This is a genomic window from Streptomyces sp. NPDC058335 (genome assembly GCF_042723915.1).
Classification (GTDB): Bacteria; Actinomycetota; Actinomycetes; order Streptomycetales; family Streptomycetaceae; genus Streptomyces.
This window is the reverse complement of record NZ_JBHXHX010000003.1, coordinates 433,961-455,213: the sequence shown is the minus strand read 5'-3', so window position 1 is coordinate 455,213 and position 21,253 is coordinate 433,961. Positions and strand designations below refer to the sequence as shown.

At 73.6% G+C, this 21,253-nt stretch carries 16 protein-coding genes; 4 read left to right on the top strand and 12 right to left on the bottom strand.

Features of this window, described 5'->3' with window-relative positions; genetic code table 11:
- The first annotated feature begins 240 nt into the window (after positions 1–240).
- Positions 241–3,624 carry an SCO5717 family growth-regulating ATPase gene (locus ACFWJX_RS07840; RefSeq protein WP_383238379.1) on the top strand — a complete coding sequence of 1,128 codons (3,384 nt, stop codon included), beginning with the start codon at positions 241–243 and terminating at the stop codon, positions 3,622–3,624.
- Positions 3,625–3,703: 79 nt separating this feature from the next.
- On the opposite strand, the gene ACFWJX_RS07835 is transcribed toward ACFWJX_RS07840, so the two are convergent.
- The 9 genes from ACFWJX_RS07835 to rimP all read right to left on the bottom strand — a co-directional run bounded on the left by ACFWJX_RS07835 (position 3,704) and on the right by rimP (position 15,557).
- Positions 3,704–4,657, bottom strand: coding sequence for a bifunctional riboflavin kinase/FAD synthetase (locus ACFWJX_RS07835; protein ID WP_383238376.1), 954 nt, complete (start codon positions 4,655–4,657; stop codon positions 3,704–3,706).
- 170 nt (positions 4,658–4,827) lie between these two features.
- Positions 4,828–8,253: a trypsin-like peptidase domain-containing protein gene (locus ACFWJX_RS07830; protein WP_383238373.1), complete on the bottom strand. Its 3,426-nt coding sequence runs from the start codon at positions 8,251–8,253 to the stop codon at positions 4,828–4,830.
- A gap of 252 nt (positions 8,254–8,505) precedes the next feature.
- Positions 8,506–9,411, bottom strand: coding sequence for a tRNA pseudouridine(55) synthase TruB (gene truB / locus ACFWJX_RS07825; RefSeq protein ID WP_383238370.1), 906 nt, complete (start codon positions 9,409–9,411; stop codon positions 8,506–8,508).
- Positions 9,408–9,860: a 30S ribosome-binding factor RbfA gene (gene rbfA / locus ACFWJX_RS07820; RefSeq protein ID WP_073498925.1), complete on the bottom strand. Its 453-nt coding sequence runs from the start codon at positions 9,858–9,860 to the stop codon at positions 9,408–9,410. The genes truB and rbfA overlap by 4 nt, the downstream gene beginning before the upstream one ends.
- A 44-nt stretch (positions 9,861–9,904) precedes the next feature.
- Positions 9,905–10,201 (bottom strand): DUF503 domain-containing protein, encoded by a 297-nt coding sequence (locus tag ACFWJX_RS07815; RefSeq protein WP_383238366.1) that lies wholly within the window; start codon positions 10,199–10,201, stop codon positions 9,905–9,907.
- Between the two features lie 179 nt (positions 10,202–10,380).
- Entirely contained in the window at positions 10,381–13,503 is a 3,123-nt protein-coding gene (infB, locus tag ACFWJX_RS07810; RefSeq protein WP_383238363.1) for a translation initiation factor IF-2, read from the bottom strand.
- Positions 13,504–13,650: 147 nt separating this feature from the next.
- Positions 13,651–13,947, bottom strand: a complete 297-nt coding sequence (locus tag ACFWJX_RS07805) for a YlxR family protein (protein WP_359058210.1) — start codon at positions 13,945–13,947, stop codon at positions 13,651–13,653.
- 102 nt (positions 13,948–14,049) lie between these two features.
- Positions 14,050–15,036 carry a transcription termination factor NusA gene (gene nusA, locus ACFWJX_RS07800; RefSeq protein WP_383238360.1) on the bottom strand — a complete coding sequence of 329 codons (987 nt, stop codon included), beginning with the start codon at positions 15,034–15,036 and terminating at the stop codon, positions 14,050–14,052.
- Positions 15,037–15,038: 2 nt separating this feature from the next.
- Positions 15,039–15,557 (bottom strand): ribosome maturation factor RimP, encoded by a 519-nt coding sequence (gene rimP, locus ACFWJX_RS07795; RefSeq protein ID WP_383238357.1) that lies wholly within the window; start codon positions 15,555–15,557, stop codon positions 15,039–15,041.
- 288 nt (positions 15,558–15,845) lie between these two features.
- Here rimP and ACFWJX_RS07790 point away from each other — a divergent pair, with 288 nt between their 5' ends.
- Genes ACFWJX_RS07790 through ACFWJX_RS07780 form a run of 3 tightly spaced genes read left to right on the top strand, consistent with a single transcriptional unit; the run spans position 15,846 to position 17,853 of the window.
- On the top strand, positions 15,846–16,394 hold the full coding sequence (locus ACFWJX_RS07790; RefSeq protein WP_383238354.1) for a hypothetical protein: 549 nt from the start codon (positions 15,846–15,848) through the stop codon (positions 16,392–16,394).
- On the top strand, positions 16,391–16,933 hold the full coding sequence (locus ACFWJX_RS07785) for a ferritin-like domain-containing protein (RefSeq protein ID WP_383238352.1): 543 nt from the start codon (positions 16,391–16,393) through the stop codon (positions 16,931–16,933). Before ACFWJX_RS07790 ends, ACFWJX_RS07785 begins: the two co-directional genes overlap by 4 nt.
- Before the next feature lie 26 nt (positions 16,934–16,959).
- Positions 16,960–17,853, top strand: coding sequence for an aminoglycoside phosphotransferase family protein (locus ACFWJX_RS07780; RefSeq protein WP_383238349.1), 894 nt, complete (start codon positions 16,960–16,962; stop codon positions 17,851–17,853).
- A 42-nt stretch (positions 17,854–17,895) separates the two neighbouring features.
- On the opposite strand, the gene ACFWJX_RS07775 is transcribed toward ACFWJX_RS07780, so the two are convergent.
- The 3 genes from ACFWJX_RS07775 to ACFWJX_RS07765 all read right to left on the bottom strand — a co-directional run bounded on the left by ACFWJX_RS07775 (position 17,896) and on the right by ACFWJX_RS07765 (position 21,183).
- Positions 17,896–19,599: a proline--tRNA ligase gene (locus ACFWJX_RS07775; protein WP_383238346.1), complete on the bottom strand. Its 1,704-nt coding sequence runs from the start codon at positions 19,597–19,599 to the stop codon at positions 17,896–17,898.
- A gap of 125 nt (positions 19,600–19,724) precedes the next feature.
- The gene (locus ACFWJX_RS07770) at positions 19,725–20,255 is read right to left on the bottom strand and encodes a GNAT family N-acetyltransferase (protein WP_383238344.1); all 531 of its coding nucleotides are present in this window, start codon (positions 20,253–20,255) and stop codon (positions 19,725–19,727) included.
- A 79-nt stretch (positions 20,256–20,334) separates the two neighbouring features.
- Positions 20,335–21,183, bottom strand: a complete 849-nt coding sequence (locus ACFWJX_RS07765; protein ID WP_383238341.1) for a GNAT family N-acetyltransferase — start codon at positions 21,181–21,183, stop codon at positions 20,335–20,337.
- Between the last annotated feature and the right edge of the window lie 70 nt (positions 21,184–21,253).

Sequence of the window (21,253 nt, the reverse complement as noted above, 5' to 3'; positions counted from 1 at the left end):
ACTCGTCGGGGAGCCGGTGACGTGATGGACTGGTGCCGAGGGTGGGCGGGCCTGCCTGGGCGGGGCGTCTGATGATTAGGCTGGTGCCGGGCGCGATGCCGGAAACCGTGGGGTGGGCGTCGACGTCCCGGGGGAGGGCCGGCACTTCGGACGACCCCGGACCGCCTCGGACCACTGCGTACGACGAGAAATGGTCGCCCCGGCACGGCTCGAGGGTGCGCGACCACACCAGGAGGAACTGTGAGCAGCGATCGGGACGGGATCCGCGGGGGCTGGGCCACACCCGGCGATGACCAGCCCGACGCGGAGTCCGCCATCGAGACGACGGGCGAGTTCACCATCGACTACGCGCCGCCCGCTTGGTACACGCAGAACGCGGCTGGGGATTCGGGGTCGGGGACGGCGTCGGGCACGGAGCCCGGGTCCGAGCCGGGCGCTGGATCGGGCCCGGCTCCCGGTGCGGGTGCGCCCGGTGGTCCGGGGGGCGGGTTCCCCGCCGGTGACCCGATTCCGGGGCTGGCTCCGCCTGCCCACGCGAACGTGACGCCCGGTGCGCCGTACGCCCCTCCGGCTCCGCCTGCACCTGCCGCTCCCTTCACGCCTGCCGCGCCTGCGCCGGTGGCCGGGCCGGGGGCGCCGTACGCGCCGCCCGTGGCTCCGGCTCCGGGGGCGCCTTTCACTCCGCCCGCGCCACCCGCCGCTCCCGCAGTCCCGGCGGCGCCCGCCACGCCCGTCGGCGAGCCGGTCGCCGTGCCCCAGTTGCCGGCGGACAGCGGGTTCGAGCCGCAGCAGCCGCAGCCTCAGCCGGCGACGCCCCCCGCCGATGACGAGGACGGTTCAGGGAACGGCGATCTGGAGAGCGGCGCGACCATGCGCTTCTCGGCGGTCGCCCTGAAGCGCCAGATCGCGGAACGGGCCGAAACCTCGGACACCGCGGCCGACAACGAGGCCGACAGCGAGGCCGAGGCGAACGCCACGGCCGACGAGGCGGACGCCGAGGCAGCGAACGACGAGGTGAACGAGGGCTCCGACGCGGAGGCCGAGGAGACCGGCGCCGACGCCGTGTCCAGGGAGGTGGAGGACGGGGTTCGGCAGGACGAGTCGGCCGCCGAGGAGGACGAGGCTCCCGCAGCCGTGTCCCCCGTCGCCGAGACCCCGGACGAGGAGTCGGCGGACGGAGACGCGTCGGACGACGTGCCCACCGCCGAGTCGGACGCCCCGGCAGAGACCGAGCCCGAACCGTCGGCTGCCGTGCCCGCGGAGGCGGCACCCGCTCCCGACCCTGCGGACGCCGTCCCGGCAGAGACGGCCCCGCCCGCTCCGCAGGAGCCCGCGCCGGTCGCTCCGCCCGCCTGGACTCCCCCACCGGCCCCGCAGAGCGGGCTGCCGCCGCTGCCGCCGTCGTACCAGCCCGCCGCGCCCGCACCGGCAGCCGAATGGCCCGCACAGCCGCAGCCTCAGCCGCAGCAGGCCGCCCCGGCTCCGCAGCCGCCCGCGCAGTCGCAGCCTCAGCCGCAGCAGGCCGCCCCGGCTCCGCAGCCGCCCGCGCAGTCGCAGGCTCAGCCGCCCGCGCCGGCGGCCTGGAACCCGCCGCCCGCCGCACCGGCAGCGCCGCCCGCGCCCCAGCCGGCGTACGGCTTCCCGCAACCCCCCGCCGCCCAGCAGCCGGGCACCCCGCCCGCGCCCGACGCGCAGCCCGGTTACGGCTTCCCGCAACCCCCGGCACCCAGCGCCCCTGCCGGCTACGGCTTCCCCCAACCCCCCGCTCCCGCGGCCCAGCACCAGCCGGGCAGCCCGCCACCCGCATCCAACTCCCAGCCGGGCTACGGCTTCCCGCAGCCCCCGGCACCCAACGCCCCCGCCGGCTACGGCTTCCCCCAACCCCCGGCCCCCACGCCCCCCGCCGCCCCCGGCGGCTACGGCTTCCCGCAGCAGGCCCAGCCGCCGACGGCGCCCGCGTCCAACCCCCAGCAGGAGCCCGCCCCTCCGGCTCCGCAGGCGCCGACCGCCCCCGGCGGCTACGGCTTCCCCCAACCCCCGGCCCCGCAAGCGCCTCACGCCCCACAAGCGCCGCAGGCCCCCCAGCCCCACCCCGGCATCCCCCACCAGCCGGACGGGCAACACCCGGCCGCCGCCCCCCAGGGCGCCCCGCAGGGCTTCCCCGGACAGCCCCCACACGCAGGGCAGCCCGGAGCCCAGCCCTCCCAAGCCCCCCCGCAGCCCCAGCCGCCCCACCCCCCCGTAGACCCACGTGCCGGTGCCGCCTGGCCGCAGCCGATTCAGCACGACCAGCGGCAGCCGGTCAATCCCGGTGCCGCACCGCTGGGTTACACCGCGGCCGTGGAGCTGTCCTCCGACCGGCTGCTCAACAACAAGAAGCAGAAGGCGAAGAGCAGCCGTCCGACGGCCGGCGGTGGCCGGTTCAAGATCGGCGGGAAGAAGGAGGAGGCCGAGCGGCAGCGGAAGCTCGAGCTGATCCGGACCCCCGTGCTGTCCTGCTACCGCATCGCCGTCATCAGTCTCAAGGGCGGGGTCGGCAAGACGACCACGACCACCGCGCTCGGCTCCACCCTCGCCACCGAGCGCCAGGACAAGATCCTCGCGATCGACGCGAACCCGGACGCCGGTACGCTCGGCCGCCGGGTGCGCCGCGAGACCGGGGCCACGATCCGTGACCTCGTCCAGGCGATCCCGTACCTCAACTCCTACATGGACATCCGGCGGTTCACCTCGCAGGCCGCCTCCGGCCTGGAGATCATCGCCAACGACGTCGACCCGGCCGTCTCCACCACGTTCAACGACGAGGACTACCGGCGCGCGATCGACGTGCTGGGCAAGCAGTACCCGATCATCCTCACCGACTCGGGCACCGGTCTGCTCTACAGCGCGATGCGCGGGGTGCTCGACCTCGCCGACCAGCTCATCATCATCTCGACGCCGTCGGTGGACGGCGCGAGCAGCGCCAGTACGACGCTGGACTGGCTGTCCGCGCACGGGTACGCAGAACTGGTCTCACGCTCCATCACCGTCATCTCCGGTGTCCGCGAGACGGGCAAGATGATCAAGGTGGAGGACATCGTCAGCCACTTCGAGACGCGCTGCCGGGGTGTCGTCGTCGTGCCGTTCGACGAGCACCTCTCCGCCGGTGCCGAGGTCGACCTCGACATGATGCGGCCGAAGGTGCGGGAGTCGTACTTCAACCTCGCGGCGATGGTCGCGGAGGACTTCGTCCGGCACCAGCAGATGCACGGCCTGTGGACCAGCGACGGCAACCCGCCGCCGGTCGCCGCTCCGCCCCTGCCGGGCCAGCCCGGCCACCCCCAGCAGTACCAGTACCAGCCGCAGGCCCAACCCCAGCCGCAGTCACAGCCGCAGTCCCATCCCGGACAGCCGTACCCTGCCGCCCCCCAGCAGCCGGGCGCCCAGCCGTACCCCCAGCAGGGGCAACCGCAGGGCCAGCCGCAGCAGCCGTACCCGCAGATGCCGCAGCCCGGCCAGCCGTACCCGCACCACAACCAGCACCCTCAGCAGCAGCACGACCAACAGCACCAGCCCGGCTACCCGCCCCACGCCCAGGCCCCGGACGGCCGGACTCCGCCTCCTCCCCCGCCCCCTCAGCAGTAGCGGCCACGCGGCCGACGACAGAAGGGCGGCCGGTGTCGACTGACACCGGCCGCCCTTCGCCGTCGTAGGAACGGGTCCGCTACCGGCTGCCCGACTCCGCCACCAGTTCCCGGCAGCGCTTCACGTCCACGGCCATCTGCTCCAGGAGCCCGTCCAGGGACTCGAACCTGGCCTGGCCGCGGACGAAGGCCAGGAAGTCGACGGCCACATGGAGGCCGTACAGGTCGAGGCCGACGCGGTCGATGGCGTACGCCTCCACCGTGCGCTCGGTGCCGTCGAACTGCGGGTTGGTGCCGACCGAGATGGCGGCGGGCATCGCCTCGCCGGCCGCGTGCAGCCAGCCGGCGTAGACGCCGTCGGCCGGGATCGCGGTGTGCGGGAGGGTCTCCACGTTCGCCGTGGGGAAGCCGAGTTCGCGGCCGCGCTGAGCGCCCCGCACGACGATTCCCTCGACGCGGTGCGGCCGGCCCAGGATCTCACCGGCACCCTCGACGTCGCCCTCGGCGACCAGGCGCCGGGTCAGCGTCGAGGAGAACGGCTCACCGCCGCCCGCGTCGCCGCACACGAACAGGTCGACGACCTCGACCTCGAAGTCGTAGACCTTGCCCTGCTCGATGAGGAACTCGACGTTGCCCGCGGCCTTGTGGCCGAAGCGGAAGTTGGGGCCCTCGACGACCGCCTTGGCGTGCAGCTTGTCGACCAGGACCTTGACGACGAAGTCGGCGGGCGACAGCTTCGAGAACTCGGTGGTGAAGGGGAGGACGAGCACCGCGTCCACACCCAGCTCCGCCATCAGTTCGGCGCGGCGGTGGTGCGGGGCGAGCAGCGGCGGGTGGCTGCCGGGCCGCACGACCTCACTGGGGTGCGGGTCGAAGGTGACGACGACGCAGGGCACGCCCAGCTCGCGGGCCCGGTCCACGGCGTGCCGGATGATCAGCTGGTGTCCGCGGTGGACGCCGTCGTAAGAGCCGATGGTGACGACGCTGCGCCCCCAGTCCTGGGGGATGTCCTCCAAGCCACGCCAGCGCTGCACTGTGACCGCTCCTCGAACCTGTGTCCGTGTTTGTCGTGTGGTGGTGTGTTCATGTGTTCCGTTGACCGCATACGCAGCTCTAAGGGTGCCATGCCGGGTGTCTCCGGCCCGCATCGGCATGGGCGCTGTGACTCGCCCCACTGCCCGGGGCCGTCCCGTCCGGCCCCTGATCAGGCGGGAACCCGCGGGCCCGCCAGGTTCTCGATCGTGCGGCGGGTGCTCGGGCCGACCAGTCCCGCCCACTCCCCCGGCTCGCCGGTGAGCCAGCCCGCGACCTGTGCCGCGAAGCCGGGGACATGGCGGGCCAGGTCGACCAGGCCGCGGTCGAAACGGGCGGCGCCGTCCGGGGTGCGGCCGAGCAGGAGGCCGGTGCGGTGGAGGAGGACGCGCTGGTCCGGGCCGCTGAGCCGGCCGGCCGAGTGCAGCACGGCGTCCAGGACGGCGGGCTCGCGTTCGTGGGCCAGCAGGAAGTCCAGCAGCTCCCGGCGGAGGGCGCCTGGCCCGGCCAGGACACCGGCCAGGGCGGCCCGCAGAGGCTCGGGGCCGCCTTCCAGCAACCCCGTGACCAGCGGAAACAACACCGGGGTGCCGTCGTCGAGGCGCTCATCGACATAGGAGGCAAGGTCCCCGACCGCCTCCGGGCGCCGCTCCAGAGCCTCCCGCAGGAGCAGGGCCACCCGGCGGGCCAGGGCGGGGGTGGTGGCGTCGACGAGGGCGCGCGCCAGGGGCCCGGTGTCCGTGCCGAGGCGGTCCAGCCGGGCACGGCAGGCGCCGAGGACCGGTTCCGGGTGGGTGGTGAGGGCGGTGAGCAGCGCGCTCGGCGGCAGCTTCGGGTCGCCCGCCGCGAACCACTCCAACGCCCGCGGGAGGTGCCGGTCGCGGGCCTCGGGGTCGCGGACGAGCAGGGCGAGCGCGCCGCCGTGCAGGGTCCGGTCGGCGGGCCGGGCGAGGATCGCGAGGGCGGCGTACCGCAGCAGCTCGCGGTCGGCGCGGGTGCACGCCCGGGGCGCCGCGCGCGGTCCGTACGTCATCGCCGCGGCACGCCGCTCCGGCCGCTCGTCGTGCGCCCATCGGTCGACGGCCCGGCACAGCGCGGAGGGCTCCTCCTCGGCCAGCACGGCGAGGAGTTCGTCGGCACGCGGGTGCGCACGCTCCACGAGGACCTCGGTGAGGTCGTCCAGGCCCCGGTGCCGGTGCGTGTACAGCAGGGCCTGCGCAGCCGTCGCCACGGTGGCGTGCGGTGTCGCGGGCAGCGGCCGCTCGTCGTCGAACCAGCGCGCGAGCAGTGGCTGTACGGCGGTGGCGTCGGCGGCGAGCTGCCGGGCGACGGCGTCGAGGTGGCGGGGCACGTCCTCGGCGTCCGGCGCCGGGTCCGCGAGGACCAGCCGACGCAGGAGGTCGAGGCGGAGGTCGGCCGGGAGCGGCAGGGCGGTCCAGAAGCCGGGGCCGAACGCGACGGTGCGGCCGGGCCGGTCGCAGCGGCCCACGACCAGGTCGGCCAGGAGCCGCAGGACACCGGCGTACGGGGTCGCGTCCGGGACGCGCGGCAGGGTCTCGGCGAGCAGCCGGGCGGCCCACCAGGACTCCGGGTCGGCCTCCAGGGCGCGGGTCAACTCGTCCATCCGGGCGGCGAGTTGCCGGGCGCCCTGCTGTCGGCCCAGGTGCAGGAGGGCCTCGACGACGGGGCCGATGCGGTGGTGCGGGACGGGCAGCGGGTGGGTGCCCTCGGGGATGCGGGGGCGGTGGACGAGGACGCGCAGGGCCTCGTCCAGGTCGAGGTGGAGGCCCTGGATCCAGTCGGCGAGTTCCTCGTGGGCGAAGCGGTAGCCGCCGCCGGCGGGCACCAGGAGCCCTTCGGCCAGGACGGCGGACGCCCAGCCGGTGCCGCCGCCGAGCCGGGCGGGCGCGGGCCCCCACGGGAACACCGCCTCGAACGACGCCCGGTCCAGTTCGCCCTGTCCCGGTCCGAGGCTGCGCCGGGCGGCCTCGTGGACCTGCCCGGACACCTTCGCGGCGAGCCGTCGTACGGCGGTGCCGCGCACGCCGTTCTCGGCGGCCAGCCGGACCGCGATCCGCAGGCACATCAGGTCGAGGTGGGCGGCGAGGACCTCGTCGCGGCAGACGGGGGTGCCGTCGTCGGTGTCGGGGAGGGCGGCGCGGACCTCCGCGTACAGCCGGAGGACGAGCGGATGCCGGGCGTCGGGGCCCACGAGGGCGGTACCGGGGATGCCGAGCCGGGCGCGGGCCGCGTCGGCCTCTGCCTCGGTGAGGTCGCCGAGGGGGACGCGGGGCGGCAGGTCCCGGTCCGTACGGCCGTACAGCATGCCCGCCGGGAAGTGCGGGCCGGCCTGTTCCCAGTACTCCGCCCGGCAGGCCACCACCAGCCGGGTTCCCGTCTCCCGCAGCCAGTCCGCGGTGCCCTCGGTCCACTCGGGGAGGCGGTGGGCAAGGACGGGCGGCATCTCCTCGGGACCGTCGAGGAGGAGCAGCAGCGGGCGGCCCGCGGCGCGGGCGTGGTGGGCGAGCCGCTCCGGGGTCAGGTCGTCGAGGGCGGGGACCGGGCGGGACGTGGCGACGATCCGGGCGGCGCGGCTCAGTGCGCGGCGGACCGCGTCGGCGACCGAGTCGTCCCCGTCCCGCAGGTCGGCGCCGCGCAGCCAGAGCGTGGGCGCCGGTGCCGCCCCTCGGGAGCGCCGGTCGGCGAGGGCCGCGAGTTCGGTCGTACGGCCGCTGCCTGGGGCGCCGACGAGGCCGAGGACGACGGCCGGGCTGTCGGCGAACGCGGCGAACTCCCGTGCCGGTGCGGCCCGTTCGACCAGGGCGCGGGAGTCGGCGGACGGTCCGTCGGAGCCGACCGAGGTGGCCGCGAGTTCGAGAAGGCCCGCCAGGTTGAGGTCGGCGCCGTAGGCGGGGACGGTGGCCGCGTTGCGGGCGAGCAGGTCGGCGAGGGGGCCGCCTGGCGGGCCGGGGCGCAACGGGACGGCGAAGCGGGTGTCGTGGTGGTCGGAGCGCAGGGCGGTGCCCAGGACGGCGACGACGGCGCCGGTCTCCGCGTCGAGCACGGGCCCGCCGGCCGCGCCCCCGCCGAGCCGCAGCGCGTCCCGCCCCGCCGTGCCGATGGCCAGCTCCAGACAGTCGGCGAGGCGGTGGAAGCGGGACGTGGCCGTGTACGTCACGGAGGTCGCCGTCAGCACCCGCGCCTCGCGCCAGCAGCCGGCGGGCAGCCGGACATAGGTGCCGCTCCCGACGCCCTCGCGGGCGGTGACCGGCAGGGGGTCCGCGTCGAGGCCCTGGGTGCGGACGAGGGCCAGGTCCAGCTCCGGCAGCGGGGTGACGGCATCGGCGGTGACGACGCAGCCGCGGTCGCCGGCGCCGTACAGGACGAGGCGGGTGAGGCCGTCGACGGCCTCGTGGCTGGTGATGACGGTGCCGTGGTGGTCGGCCAGGAAGCCGGTGCCGCGCGGGCGCCCGGCGAGGTCCTGGACGCGGACCAGGGTGGGTTCGGTGCCGGGGCGCGTGTCGTCCGCGCGCGCCGTCCGGGGGTCGTGCCGCGGTGTGTGGCGGCCGTCGCCGGTGCGCGGGCTCCGTCCCGCCATCGCCGTACCTCCCGCCGCGCCCGCGTGCCCTCTGGGTCGACGGTAGGCGCGCGGTGATCGGCGGGACAGGGCACGATCCGAAAGCGCCCCCGTGCACTCCCTCGGTTCACTCCGAGCGCCCGTCCGGACGGGTGAATGAACGGGCTCCGTCGGATACACCCTAGGGGTGGGGGAACCGAGGGGGGACCGTGGAGCGGCGGCGGAGCAGGACCCCGTGCTCGCCGCTCCACGGGCGAAGCGAAGCGGAGGGCCTCAGCCGAACACGGCCAGGCTCTTGGCTTTGCCCTTCTGCTCCTCCACGAGCGCCAGGAAGCGGCCCTCGGGGTCGAAGACGGCGACCGCGCCGGTGCCCGTGTACTCGTCGGGCATCTCCAGCCGCACACCGTTGAGCAGCAGCCGGGCCCGCCGCTCGTCCACGTCCCAGCGGGGGAACGCGGCCGCGGCGGCCTCCGCGATCGGCATCACCGTCAGCTCCTCCTGGAGCTGGTCGAGGGTGCGCGCGGAGTCCAGCTTGTACGGGCCGACGCGGGTCCGGCGCAGCACCGTGAGGTGACCGCCGACGCCCAGGTCGGCGCCCAGGTCGCGGGCGAGGGCCCGGATGTAGGTGCCGGAGGAGCAGACCACCGAGACGATCAGGTCCAGGACGGGGGTGCCGTCCTCGGCGACGGCGTCCCGGACGTCGTACACCGTGAACGAGGAGATGGTGACCGGGCGGGCCGGGATCTCGAAGTCCTCGCCGTCACGGGCCCGCTTGTAGGAGCGCACGCCGTCGATCTTGATGGCGCTGACCTTGGACGGGACCTGCATGATCCGGCCGGTCAGCTTGGCGATCCCGGCGTCGATGGCGTCCCGGGCGATCCCGGAGGCGTCGGTGGAGGAGGTGATCTCCCCCTCGGCGTCGTCCGTCAGGGTGTTCTGCCCCAGCCGGACGGTCCCCAGGTACTCCTTCTCGGTGAGCGCGAGGTGCCCGAGGAGCTTGGTGGCCCTCTCGATGCCGAGGACGAGGACGCCCGTCGCCATCGGGTCGAGCGTGCCGGCGTGGCCGACGCGGCGGGTCCTGGCGATCCCGCGCATCTTGGCGACGACGTCGTGCGAAGTGAAGCCCGACGGCTTGTCGACGATGACAAGGCCGTCGGGCGGGGTCTGCTTCGGGCTCATTCGGCGGCGTCGTCCGTCTCGTCGTCCTCGTCGGGCTTCTTGTACGGGTCGGCGCCGGCGGCGTACCCGGCACCCGCGGACGCCTCGCGCACCTTCTCGTCGGACTGGCGCGCACGGTCGAGGAGGTCCTCGATGGTGCGGGCGTTGTCCGGGAGGGCGTCGGCGACGAAGCTCAGGGTGGGCGTGAACTTCACGCCCGACGCGCGGCCGACCTCGGAGCGCAGGACACCCTTGGCGCTCTCCAGGCCCGCGGCCGCGGCGGCCCGCTCCTCGTCGTCCCCGTACACGGTGTAGAAGATGGTCGCTTCCCTCAGGTCACCCGTGACGCGGGTGTCCGTGATGGTGACGTGGGAGCCGAGCCGCGGGTCCTTGATCCCGCGCTGTAGCTTCTGGGCCACCACCTCTCGGATGAGGTCCGCCAGCCTCTTGGCGCGCGCGTTGTCGGCCACTGGTCCGTCTCCCGTTCTTTCTTCTCTTGCGTTCTCTGGTGTGGTCAGTCGTCGTGTTCGCCGTGGAGGCGGCGTCGGACCGACAGCAGCTCCACCTCGGGGCGGCCGGCGACCAGCCGTTCGCACCGGTCCAGTACATCGGTCAGATGCTCCGTGTCCCCGGACACCACGGCCAGGCCGATCACCGCCCGGCGGTGCAGGTCCTGGTGGTCCACCTCGGCCACGCTCACCGCGTACTTGCGCTGGAGCTCGGCGACGATCGGGCGGACGACGGAGCGCTTCTCCTTCAGCGAACGTATGTCACCGAGGAGGAGGTCGAAGGACAGAGTCCCCACGTACATGTGTAACCGGTTCACCCGCCGGTACGGGATCGATGGCCCTGTCCTGAACGGACAGGGGCATCAAGAACGGTACAACGATCCCGGCCGCGGCTCGACGGGGTTTTCCCCGCTCACCGCCGCCGGAACGCCGCACCGGCCGGCGGGGACAGCGCCCCGCCGGCCGGCACGAACCGTGGGTGTTACGCCCGCGGCTTCTCCCGCATCTCGTACGTCGCGATGACGTCGTCGACCTTGATGTCGTTGAAGTTGCCGAGGTTGATACCGCCCTCGAAGCCTTCGCGGATCTCGGTGACGTCGTCCTTGAAGCGACGCAGACCGGAGATGTTGAGGCTCTCCGCGATGACCTTGCCGTCGCGGACGAGTCGAGCCTTCGTGTTGCGCTTGACCTCGCCCGAGCGGACCAGGACACCGGCGATGTTGCCCAGCTTGGACGACTTGAAGACCTCGCGGATCTCCGCCGTGCCCAGCTCGACCTCCTCGTACTCCGGCTTCAGCATGCCCTTCAGGGCCGCCTCGATCTCCTCGATGGCCTGGTAGATCACCGAGTAGTACCGGACGTCGACGCCCTCGCGCTCCGCCATCTGTGCGGCACGGCCGGCCGCACGGACGTTGAAGCCGATGACGATCGCGTCGGAGCCGGTCGCCAGGTCGATGTCCGACTCGGTGACGGCACCCACGCCGCGGTGCAGCACGCGGATGTCGACCTCTTCGCCGACGTCGAGCTGGAGCAGCGAGGACTCGAGAGCCTCCACCGAACCGGACGCGTCGCCCTTGATGATGAGGTTGAGTTCCTGCACCAGACCGGCCTTGAGGGCCTCGTCCAGGTTCTCCAGGGAGAACCGGACTCCGCGCCGGGCGAAGTTGGCGTTGCGCTCACGCGCCGCGCGCTTCTCGGCGATCTGGCGGGCCGTGCGGTCCTCGTCGACGACGAGGAAGTTGTCGCCGGCGCCCGGGACGTTGGTGAGACCGAGGACGAGGACCGGGGTCGAGGGACCCGCCTCTTCCACGTTCTCGCCCTTGTCGTCGAGCATCGCGCGGACACGGCCGTACGCGTCGCCGACCACCATGGTGTCGCCGACCCGCAGGGTGCCTCGCTGGACCAGGACGGTCGCGACGGCGCCGCGGCCACGGTCCAGGTGGGACTCGATCGCGATGCCCTGCGCGTCCTGCTCCGGGTTGGCCCGCAGGTCGAGCGAGGCGTCCGCGGTGAGGACCACGGCCTCCAGCAGCTGCTCGATGTTGAGCCCCTGCTTGGCGGAGATGTCGACGAACATCGTGTCGCCGCCGTACTCCTCGGCCACCAGACCGAACTCGGTGAGCTGACCGCGCACCTTGGTCGGGTCGGCGCCCTCGACGTCGATCTTGTTGACCGCGACCACGATCGGCACGTTGGCCGCCTTGGCGTGGTTCAGCGCCTCGATCGTCTGGGGCATCACACCGTCGTTGGCCGCCACCACGAGGATCGCGATGTCGGTCGACTTGGCACCACGGGCACGCATGGCGGTGAACGCCTCGTGACCCGGGGTGTCGATGAAGGTGATCCTGCGCTCTTCGTCGTTGACCTGGGTGGCGACCTGGTACGCACCGATGTGCTGCGTGATACCGCCGGCCTCGCCCGCGACGACGTTCGTCTTGCGGATGGTGTCGAGCAGTCGGGTCTTACCGTGGTCGACGTGACCCATGACGGTCACGACCGGCGGACGCGCGACGAGGAACTCCTCGCCACCCTCGTCCTCGCCGAACTCGATGTCGAAGGACTCGAGCAGCTCGCGGTCCTCCTCCTCGGGGCTGACGATCTCGAGGACGAAGTTCATCTCGTCCGCGAGGAGCTTCAGCGTCTCGTCGGAGACGGACTGCGTGGCGGTGACCATCTCGCCGAGGTTCATCATCACGCCGACGAGCGACGCCGGGTTGGCGCCGATCTTCTCGGCGAAGTCGGTCAGCGAGGCACCGCGCGACAGGCGGACGGACTGTCCGTTGCCGCGAGGCAGCATGACGCCGCCGACCGACGGGGCCTGCATGGCCTCGTACTCCTGGCGCCTCTGACGCTTCGACTTGCGACCGCGACGCGCGGGACCGCCGGGACGACCGAAGGCGCCCTGCGTGCCACCACGGCCACCGGGACCGCCGGGACGGCCACCGAAGCCGGGACGACCGCCGCCGCCACCGCCGGGACCACCGGGACGACCGGCGAAGCCACCGCCGCCACCGGCACCGGGGGCGCCGGGACGACCGGCGAAGCCACCGCCGCCGCCACCGGGACGACCGGCGAAGCCGCCGCCGCCACCGGGACGACCGCCGCCGCCACCGGCACCGCCGGGACGACCGCCGCCGCCGGGACCACGACCGCCGGGACCGCCGCCACCGGGGCGGGGGCCGGCAGCCGGACGCTGCGGCATCATGCCGGGGTTGGGACGGGGGCCGCCGCCGGGACGCGGAGCGCCGCCCTGCGGGCGGGGCATGCCGCCCGGGGACGGACGCGCGCCACCCGCGGACTGCGGACGCGGAGCGCCGCCGGGGGCGCCGGGCGACGCGGGACGCGGAGCGCCGCCGGGGGCACCGGCACCGCCGGGACGCGGACCGCCGGGACCGCCCTGCGGGCGCGGGGCCTGCGGACGGGCCATACCGGCGTTGCCGCCGGAGGTGAAGGGGTTGTTGCCCGGACGCGGACCGGCCGGACGCGAGCCCGGACGCTGGGCGCCGCCACCGGGGCGCTGACCCTGCGCGGGGGCCGGGCGCTGGCCCTGACCGCCCTGCTGACCCTGACCGGCGGCCGGACGGCCGGCGGGACGGGGTGCGCCGGGACGCGGGCCCTGGGAGGCCGGCTTCTGGGCGGCCGGAGCCGCCGGTGCGGCCGGAGGCGCCGGCGGAGCGGTGAACTCCGGGGCGGCCGGGGCCGGACGCGGCGCGGGCTTGGGGCCCGGACGCGGGCCGGAGGCCGACGGACCGGAAGCCGCCGGCGCGGGGGCCGACGGAGCCGACGAGGCGGCCGGAGCCGCGGGCGCGGCGGGCGCCTCGGGCTGCTGAGCCGTCGGCGGCTTGGGAGAGGCCGGCCGCGGTGCGGCCGGACCCGGACGGGCCGCCTGCGCCGGTGAGGGCGCCGCGGGCCTGGGGGCTGCCTTGCGGGGGGCGGGCTTGCCGCTACCACCCTGGAAGGCGTCAGTCAGCTTGCGTACAACGGGCGCTTCGATGGTCGAAGACGCCGAACGGACGAATTCACCGAGTTCCTGGAGCTTGGCCATGACGACCTTGCTCTCCACCCCGAACTCCTTGGCGAGTTCGTATACCCGGACCTTAGCCACTTCGCTCCTTTTAGGTCCGGGTGTGTCCGGACCGTCGCTACTTCATGGGCGTACTCATCGCGTGCTCATCGAGTGCTCATCGCAATCTCGACCTACTTCCAACTCGCGGGGTACCAGAGCCGCACGGGGGTTCCGTGCGACGCCTTCTTACGGTGTTGCCTGTTCGGCAACGGTCGTCTGCTCGACGTACTGGCGCAACGCCTTTGTGTCGAGCGCTCCCGGGGCTCGCAACGCCCTCGTGAACGCCCGGCGGCGTACCGCCTGATCGAGACAGACCAGGGCGGGATGCACATACGCACCCCGGCCGGGCAGCGTACCGCGAGGATCGGGGACGCATGCGTCCTTGATCGCCACGGTGCGCAGCAGTTCCGTCTTGGCCGCCCGCTCCCGGCACCCCAAACAGGTGCGCTCAGGGCATGCTCTGGTGTGCGTCCGGCCAGACACAGTTAAGTCTACCTCCCCGCGGCGACCTCACCCCTTCGGGGCAGCGGTCGAACAGTTGCCGCGCGTATAACTGACGTGATCTGAGCGTGCTGCGGCTTGGATCTATTCCCCGGGCTGCTCGGTGTCGGGCCGGATGTCGATCCGCCAGCCGGTCAGACGGGCGGCGAGACGGGCGTTCTGCCCCTCCTTGCCGATCGCCAGCGACAGCTGGTAGTCCGGCACGGTCACGCGCGCGGAACGGGCCGCCATGTCGACGACCTCCACCTTGGACACCCGGGCCGGCGACAGGGCGTTCGCCACCATCTCGGCCGGGTCGTCCGACCAGTCGACGATGTCGATCTTCTCGCCGCTCAGCTCGGCCATGACATTGCGCACACGGCCGCCCATGGGGCCGATGCAGGCGCCCTTGGCGTTGAGACCCGACCGGGTGGACCGTACGGCGATCTTCGTGCGGTGGCCGGCCTCGCGGGCGATGGCGGCGATCTCGACGGACCCGTCGGCGATCTCCGGCACCTCGAGCGCGAACAGCTTCTTCACCAGGTTGGGGTGCGTCCGCGAGAGCGTCACGGACGGACCGCGCACACCCTTCGCCACCCGCACCACGTACGAGCGCAGCCGCAGACCGTGCGTATACGTCTCGCCCGGGACCTGCTCCTGCACCGGCAGGATGGCCTCGAGCTTGCCGATGTCGACGAGCACGTTCTTCGGGTCGCGGCCCTGCTGGACCACGCCGGTGACGATGTCGCCCTCACGGCCCGCGTACTCGCCGAGCGTCGCGTCGTCCTCGGCGTCGCGCAGGCGCTGGAGGATCACCTGCTTGGCCGTGCTGGCGGCGATACGGCCGAAATCGGACGGGGTGTCGTCGAACTCGCGGGCCTCCTGGCCCTCCTCGAGGTCTTCGGGGTCCTCCTTCGCCCACACGGTCACATGACCGGATTCCCGGTCGAGCCGCACGCGCGCGTGGCGGCGGCTTCCGTCGGTGCGGTGGTAGGCGATGAGGAGGGCCGACTCGATCGCCTCGACCAGCAGGTCGAAGGAGATCTCCTTCTCCCGCACCAAGCCCCGCAGGGCACTCATGTCGATGTCCACGGCTACGCCTCCTCCTCTTCCTTCATGTCCTTGTTGACGTCGCTGTCCTTGCGGTTGAACTCGACCTGGACGCGGGCCTTGTCGATGTCGGCGAAGGCGAGCCTGCGGGCGGTGGCCTTGCGGCCCTTCACTCCCGGCACCTCGACATCGAGGCCGTCGTCGTCCACGTCGAGGATGCGGGCGACGATCTCGCCGCCCTCGTGGAGCTGGAACTTCACCAGCCGGCCCGTGGCACGGACGTAGTGGCGGTGTTCGGTGAGGGCGCGCTCCGCGCCCGGGGTGCCCACCTCGAGGGTGTACTCGCCCTCGCCCATCGCGTCCGTCTCGTCGAGCTTCGCCGAGAGCGCGCGGCTCACATCGGCGATCTGGTCCAGGTCCGCTCCGGTGTCGGAGTCGACGACCACGCTCAGCACTCGCTTGCGACCGACGGAGTCCACGGCGATCTCTTCGAGGTCCAGTCCCTGGGAGGTGACGAGCGGTTCGAGCAGTTCTCGCAGCCTCTCGCTCTGGGTGGTGCTCATCCGGGTGACTCCTCGGCCGCGTGTGCTGTTGTGGGATGGGTCGCGTGTCTGGTCAAAGGGTATCCGGTCGCGGGGTGTGTTGCCGTCCACCGAGTGGCCCACCGGCGCCCGACGACACCTGCCGACACCCGGTGACTCCCGGTGACTCGCGGTGACTCCCGGCGGGGCAGGGGCGGTGCCGGTGAGTGGTGCGGGGCCGAGGCGCGGGTACGGTGATCACGGGCCTGCCCGTGCGTGAGCGGCCCGTGATCGGTTCCTTTCGTACGAGATTCCCCGAGGACGTCTGCCGTGCCGTTCCCGCCGCCTGTGCGCACCCTCTCCGGACCGCGCCGAAGAACTCTGCTCGCCTCGGCCGCCGGGGCCGCCCTGATGGCCGGGTGCTCCTCCGACAAGGAGGGCTCGGGGAAGGAGAACCCGGGTGCCGGCCCGACGTCGGCGGAGGAGCGTGCTCGCGCGCGTGCGGCCGCGGACAGTGCGGGGCTGCTGGAGCGTTACGACGCCGTCCTCGCCGTCCACCCGGCGCTGACGGCGCGGCTGGCGCCGCTGCGGGCGGAGGTCGTACGGCACGTGACGGCGTTCGGGGGTGCGCAGGGGGGCGCCAGGCCATCCGCATCGGCTTCGGCTTCGCCCTCTGTGAGTGTCTCGCCCGCGCCGTCCGTCGTCGTTCCCGCGAACGCCAAGGACGCGCTCGCCGACCTGGCCGGCGCCGAGCGGACCCTCTCGGACCGCCGGGTCGCGGCGCTGGTGGACCTGCCGGGCGAGGCGGCCCGGCTGCTGGCCTCGGTGGCGGCCTCCGGGGCGGCGCACGCGTACCTGCTGACGGAGGGGGCCCGATGAGCGAGCCGAACACCGGGGAGCTGACGGCCCTCCAGGCCGCGCTGGCCGCCGAGCACGCGGCGGTGTACGGCTACGGGGTGGTCGGCGGCCGGATCCGTGAGGGGCGGCGCACGGAGGCTCGGGCGGCGTACGACGCACATCGGGCGCGCCGGGACGCGCTGGCGCGTGAAGTGCGCGACCTGGGCACCGAGCCCATCGCCGCGAGCGCCGCCTATGCCCTGCCGTTCGCGGTGCCGGACTCCGCCGCGGCGGTCCGGCTCGCCGCCGAGCTGGAGGAACGCGTCGCCGGCGTCTACTCCGACCTGGTCCGGGCGGCGACCGGTGCGCGGCGCCGCGAGGCCGCCGAGGCGCTGCGGGAGGCGGCGGTCCGTGCGGTGCGCTGGCACGGCGGGAGCGTAGCCTTCCCTGGTCTCGCCGAGCGGGCCGATGCGGGGACCGACCCGGCCGCCACGGGGGCCGGGGCTTCGGCGACGAAGGCGGGCTCGGCGACACCCGCATCGACGCCCTCCGGCACGCACACCCCCACCCCGCCGGCCTAGCCGGAGCAGGAAAGGACGACTCGCGTATGGCCTTCGAACCGCCGCAGCGTCTGGTCAGGGCGCTCGGCGAGAGCGCGCCGGACGGTGACGACTGGTTGGAGAAGCTGCCCGAGACGGTCCAGGAGGCCGTCGCGCTGCGCGAGTTGACCGTCGAGCGGGTGCAGGTGCCCGGTGGCCGCAGCAGCCTGGTGGTGCTGGTGCGGCACGCCGACGGGGCCCCGGCCGTGCTGAAGCTGGCCCCGCCCCGGTTCCGGCCGGAGGCGGAGCGGGCCGCGCTCACCCAATGGGACGGTCTGGGCGCCGTACAGCTGGTGGAGGGGCCGGTGGGTGAAGGGGTGCTCCTGCTGGAGCGGCTGCACCCGGATGTGTCGGTGCGGTCGCTGCCCGAGGCCAAGGCCCTGCTGGAGGCGGCCGGGACGCTGCGGCGGCTGTGGGTGGAGCCGCCGGCCGGGCACGTGTTCGAGACGGTGGCCGAGCGGACCGGGCGGCAGGCCGAGGCGATGCGCGCGCGTGCCGACGCGGAGGTGGGGGCGCTCGTCGACGCGGCGCTCGCGGCCCGCGAGGAGTTGCTGGCTGCGCCGCCCGAGCACCGGCTGCTGCACGGGACGTTCCGGCAGAGCAAGGTGCTCGCGGGTGAACGGATGCCGTGGCTGGCCGTGGGGCCGGACCCGGTGGTCGGTGAGTGCGCCTTCGACCTGGCGCGGCTGGTCCGGGACCGGGTGGAGGACCTGATCGCCTCTCCGTCGGGGGCGGCGACGACCCGGCGGCGGGTGAAGCGGCTCGCGGAGTCGCTGGAGGTGGACCAGGAGCGGTTGCGGGGGTGGACGCTCTTCCGGGCGGTGGAGTCGGGCGTACGGGCACTGCGTGTGGGGCGGCCCAGGGATGCGGAGTTGCTGTTGGAGTTTGCCGGGTGGGTCTAGGGCGGGCTGCCTGGTGGACACCCCGCCCGTACGTCTCGGCGCCTACGCGGTCGTGAGGCGGGCGACGGCCTCGTCCACCGTCAGTTCCTCACGCTCCCCGGTCCTGCGGTCCTTCAGCTCCAGGACGCCCTCGGCGGAACGGCGGCCCGCGACCAGGATCTTCGGTACGCCGATCAGCTCGGAGTCGGTGAACTTCACACCCGGCGAGACCCCGGCCCGGTCGTCGACCAGGACGCGCAGACCGGCCGCCCGCAGCTTCTCGGAGACGTCGAGGGCCAGTTCGGTCTGGAGGGCCTTGCCCGCGGCGACCACGTGCACATCGGCCGGGGCGACCTCGGCGGGCCAGCACAGGCCCTTGTCGTCGGCGCTCTGCTCGGCGAGGGCCGCGACCGCGCGGGAGACGCCGATGCCGTACGAGCCCATGGTGACGCGGACCGGCTTGCCCTGCTGGCCGAGGACGTCGAGCTTGAGGGCGTCGGCGTACTTGCGGCCCAGCTGGAAGATGTGGCCGATCTCGATGGCGCGGTCCAGCTTGAGGCCGGTGCCGCACTTGGGGCAGGGGTCGCCCTCACGGACGACCACGACGTCGACGTACGCGTCGACCTCGAAGTCACGGCCCGCGACGACGTTCTTCGCGTGCGTGTGCTCCTTGTTGGCGCCCGTGATCCACGCGGTGCCCGGCGCCACACGCGGGTCGGCGATGTAGGTGACCTTCTCCAGGCCCTGCGGGCCGACATAGCCGCGGACCAGGTCGGGGCGGCCCACGAAGTCCTCGGCGGTGACCAGTTCGACGGTGGCCGGCGCGAAGTGCGCCTCGACCTTGTCGAGGTCGACCTCGCGGTCGCCGGGCACGCCGACGGCGACGATCTCGCCGCCCACCTTGACCAGGAGGTTCTTCAGCGTGGCGGAGGCCGGCACGCCGAGGGAGGCGGCGAGGGTCTCGATGGTCGGGGTGTCCGGGGTCGGGATCTCCTCGGCGGCGGGCACGGCGGAACCGTCGACCGGCTTCGACTCGTACGTGATCGCCTCGGTGTTGGCCGCGAAGTCGCAGTTCGGGCAGTCGGCGAAGGTGTCCTCGCCGGCCTCGGCCGGGGCGAGGAACTCCTCCGACTTCGAGCCGCCCATGGCGCCCGCGGTCGCCGCGCAGATGCGGTAGTCCAGGCCCAGCCGCGCGAACACCTTCTGGTACGCCTCGCGGTGCAGGGCGTAGGACTTGGCCAGGCCCTCGTCCTCGGTGTCGAAGGAGTAGGAGTCCTTCATGAGGAACTCGCGGCCACGCAGGATGCCGGCGCGGGGGCGGGCCTCGTCACGGAACTTGTTCTGGATCTGGTAGAGGATCACCGGCAGGTCCTTGTAGGACGTGCACTGGTCCTTGACCAGCAGGGTGAAGATCTCCTCGTGGGTGGGGCCGAGGAGGTAGTCGCCGCCCTTGCGGTCGTGCAGGCGGAACAGCTCGGGGCCGTACTCCTCCCAGCGGCCGGTCGCCTCGTACGGCTCCTTCGGCAGCAGGGCGGGGAGCAGCACCTCCTGGGCACCGATCGCGTCCATCTCCTCACGGACGATCCGCTCCACGTTGGCGAGGACCTTCTTGCCCAGCGGCAGCCAGCTCCAGACGCCGGCGGCGGTGCGGCGGACATAGCCGGCGCGGACGAGGAGCTTGTGGCTGAGGACCTCGGCGTCCGCCGGGTCGTCGCGCAGCGTCTTCGCCATCAACTGGGACATGCGCTGGACCGGTGCGTTGGCCATGGTGTACGAACTCCTGCCGATCGGGATCCCGCCGCTCGAACCGGGCCGAGAGTGGGGAGGGTGCTGGCTAGGAGGTTAGCCGGGAGCCCCGCGCGGCCGGAAATCCGTTACGCGCGGCGCGGCCGTCACGCGCGGCGCAGCGGGAGGGGGGCACCCATCACGGCGTACGGTCGGGGCGCGCTCGGGAAGAGGACGCGGCGGGCCAGGTCCTGGTAGCCCAGGGAGTGGTAGAGCGCTCGGGCCGGGCTGTCGACGTCGATCGCGGAGAGGATCGAGCGCGGCTGGGCCGCGGTGTCGGTGATCGTGGTGATCAGGGCCCGGCCCGCGCCGCGGTTCTGGTGGGCGGGGTGGACGTGGAGTTCGGTGATGACGAAGGAGTCGTCGAGCCAGACGTCGTTGCCGTTGGCGCGGAGGTAGGGCTCGACGACGGTGGACCACCAGTGGGAGCGGTCGTTGGGCATGCCGTAGACGAAGCCGACGAGTCGGTCTCCGACGGTCGCGCCGTACGCTCTGGCGCCGGGGCTGGTCATGTGGCGCAGGACGATCTGTCTGCGGACGGCCACCTCGTCCGGGCCCAGTCCGAAGGCCACGGCTTGCACTGCGAGGGCCTCGTCCACGTGCGTGGGAAGGTCCAAGGGGCCGATGACGAGGTCCATGTCGGGGAGCCTACAGGGGGGTTTCGGTCGGCCGGCGGGTGCGGAGCGGATGTCGATACGGCGGGGTGCCGCGGGCACTTCAGAACAGGACGCTCATGAACGCGCCGACCTCCTGGAAGCCCACCCTCCGGTACGTCCGCCGCGCCGTCGTGTTGAAGTCGTTGACGTAGAGACTGACCACCGGGGCGATGTCCGCCAGCGCGTAGCGCAGGACGGCCGCCATGCCGGGGGCGGCCAGGCCCCTCCCCCGGTACTCCGGGGCCACCCAGACACCCTGGACCTGGCAGGCCTTGGGCGTGGCCGCGCCGATCTCCGCCTTGAAGACGACCCTGCCCCGGTCGTCGAGGCGGGCGAACGAGCGGCCGGCGCCGACGAGTTCGGCGACCCGGGCCTGGTACAGCAGACCGCCGTCGCCGGCCATCGGGGAGACGCCGACCTCCTCGGTGAACATCGCCACGCACGCCGGCATGATCGTGTCCATCTCGTCCTTGCGGATGCGGCGCACGTACGGGTCCGCGGCGATGTCGTCGGGCATGCGGTCGGTCACCATCAGGGGCTGGCGGGCCCGGACCTCGCGGGCCGGGCCCCAGTGCGGTTCGAGCAGGCGCCAGAGCAGGGCGGTGGCGTCGGCGGGGCCCACGATGGAGGAGCAGCGGCGGCCGGCCCGGCGGGCGCGGTCGGCGAAGGCGCGGAGGGCGCGGGGAGTTGCGCAGATCGGGACAAGGTTGGCGCCCGCGTAACAGAGGGACGTCAGCATGCCGTCCTCGTACCAGCCCCACATCTCGCCGCCGAGCCGCCACGGGTCCAGACCCGCGACCTGCACCCGCGAGGTCACGAAGGCGTTCGTCACCGGCTCACGGTCGAGGACGGCGAGGGCGGCGTCGAGGTCGCTCGGTTCGAGGACCCGGGAGGTGGTCTGCGTCAACACGAGCGGGGCCTCACACTGGGGTCTGCCTGATCTCCGCACTGTACCCGCCGAGAATGTGCGGCGCCGCCCG

Excerpts from the sequence above, each read along its gene's own strand:
- truB (WP_383238370.1), bottom strand. The coding sequence starts at position 9,411 with ATGAGCCCGAAGCAGACCCCGCCCGACGGCCTTGTCATCGTCGACAAG.
- ACFWJX_RS07815 (WP_383238366.1), bottom strand. The coding sequence starts at position 10,201 with ATGTACGTGGGGACTCTGTCCTTCGACCTCCTCCTCGGTGACATACGT.
- ACFWJX_RS07830 (WP_383238373.1), bottom strand. The coding sequence starts at position 8,253 with ATGGCGGGACGGAGCCCGCGCACCGGCGACGGCCGCCACACACCGCGG.
- ACFWJX_RS07775 (WP_383238346.1), bottom strand. The coding sequence starts at position 19,599 with ATGGCCAACGCACCGGTCCAGCGCATGTCCCAGTTGATGGCGAAGACG.
- ACFWJX_RS07780 (WP_383238349.1), top strand. The coding sequence starts at position 16,960 with ATGGCCTTCGAACCGCCGCAGCGTCTGGTCAGGGCGCTCGGCGAGAGC.
- ACFWJX_RS07770 (WP_383238344.1), bottom strand. The coding sequence starts at position 20,255 with ATGGACCTCGTCATCGGCCCCTTGGACCTTCCCACGCACGTGGACGAG.
- ACFWJX_RS07785 (WP_383238352.1), top strand. The coding sequence starts at position 16,391 with ATGAGCGAGCCGAACACCGGGGAGCTGACGGCCCTCCAGGCCGCGCTG.
- rimP (WP_383238357.1), bottom strand. The coding sequence starts at position 15,557 with ATGAGCACCACCCAGAGCGAGAGGCTGCGAGAACTGCTCGAACCGCTC.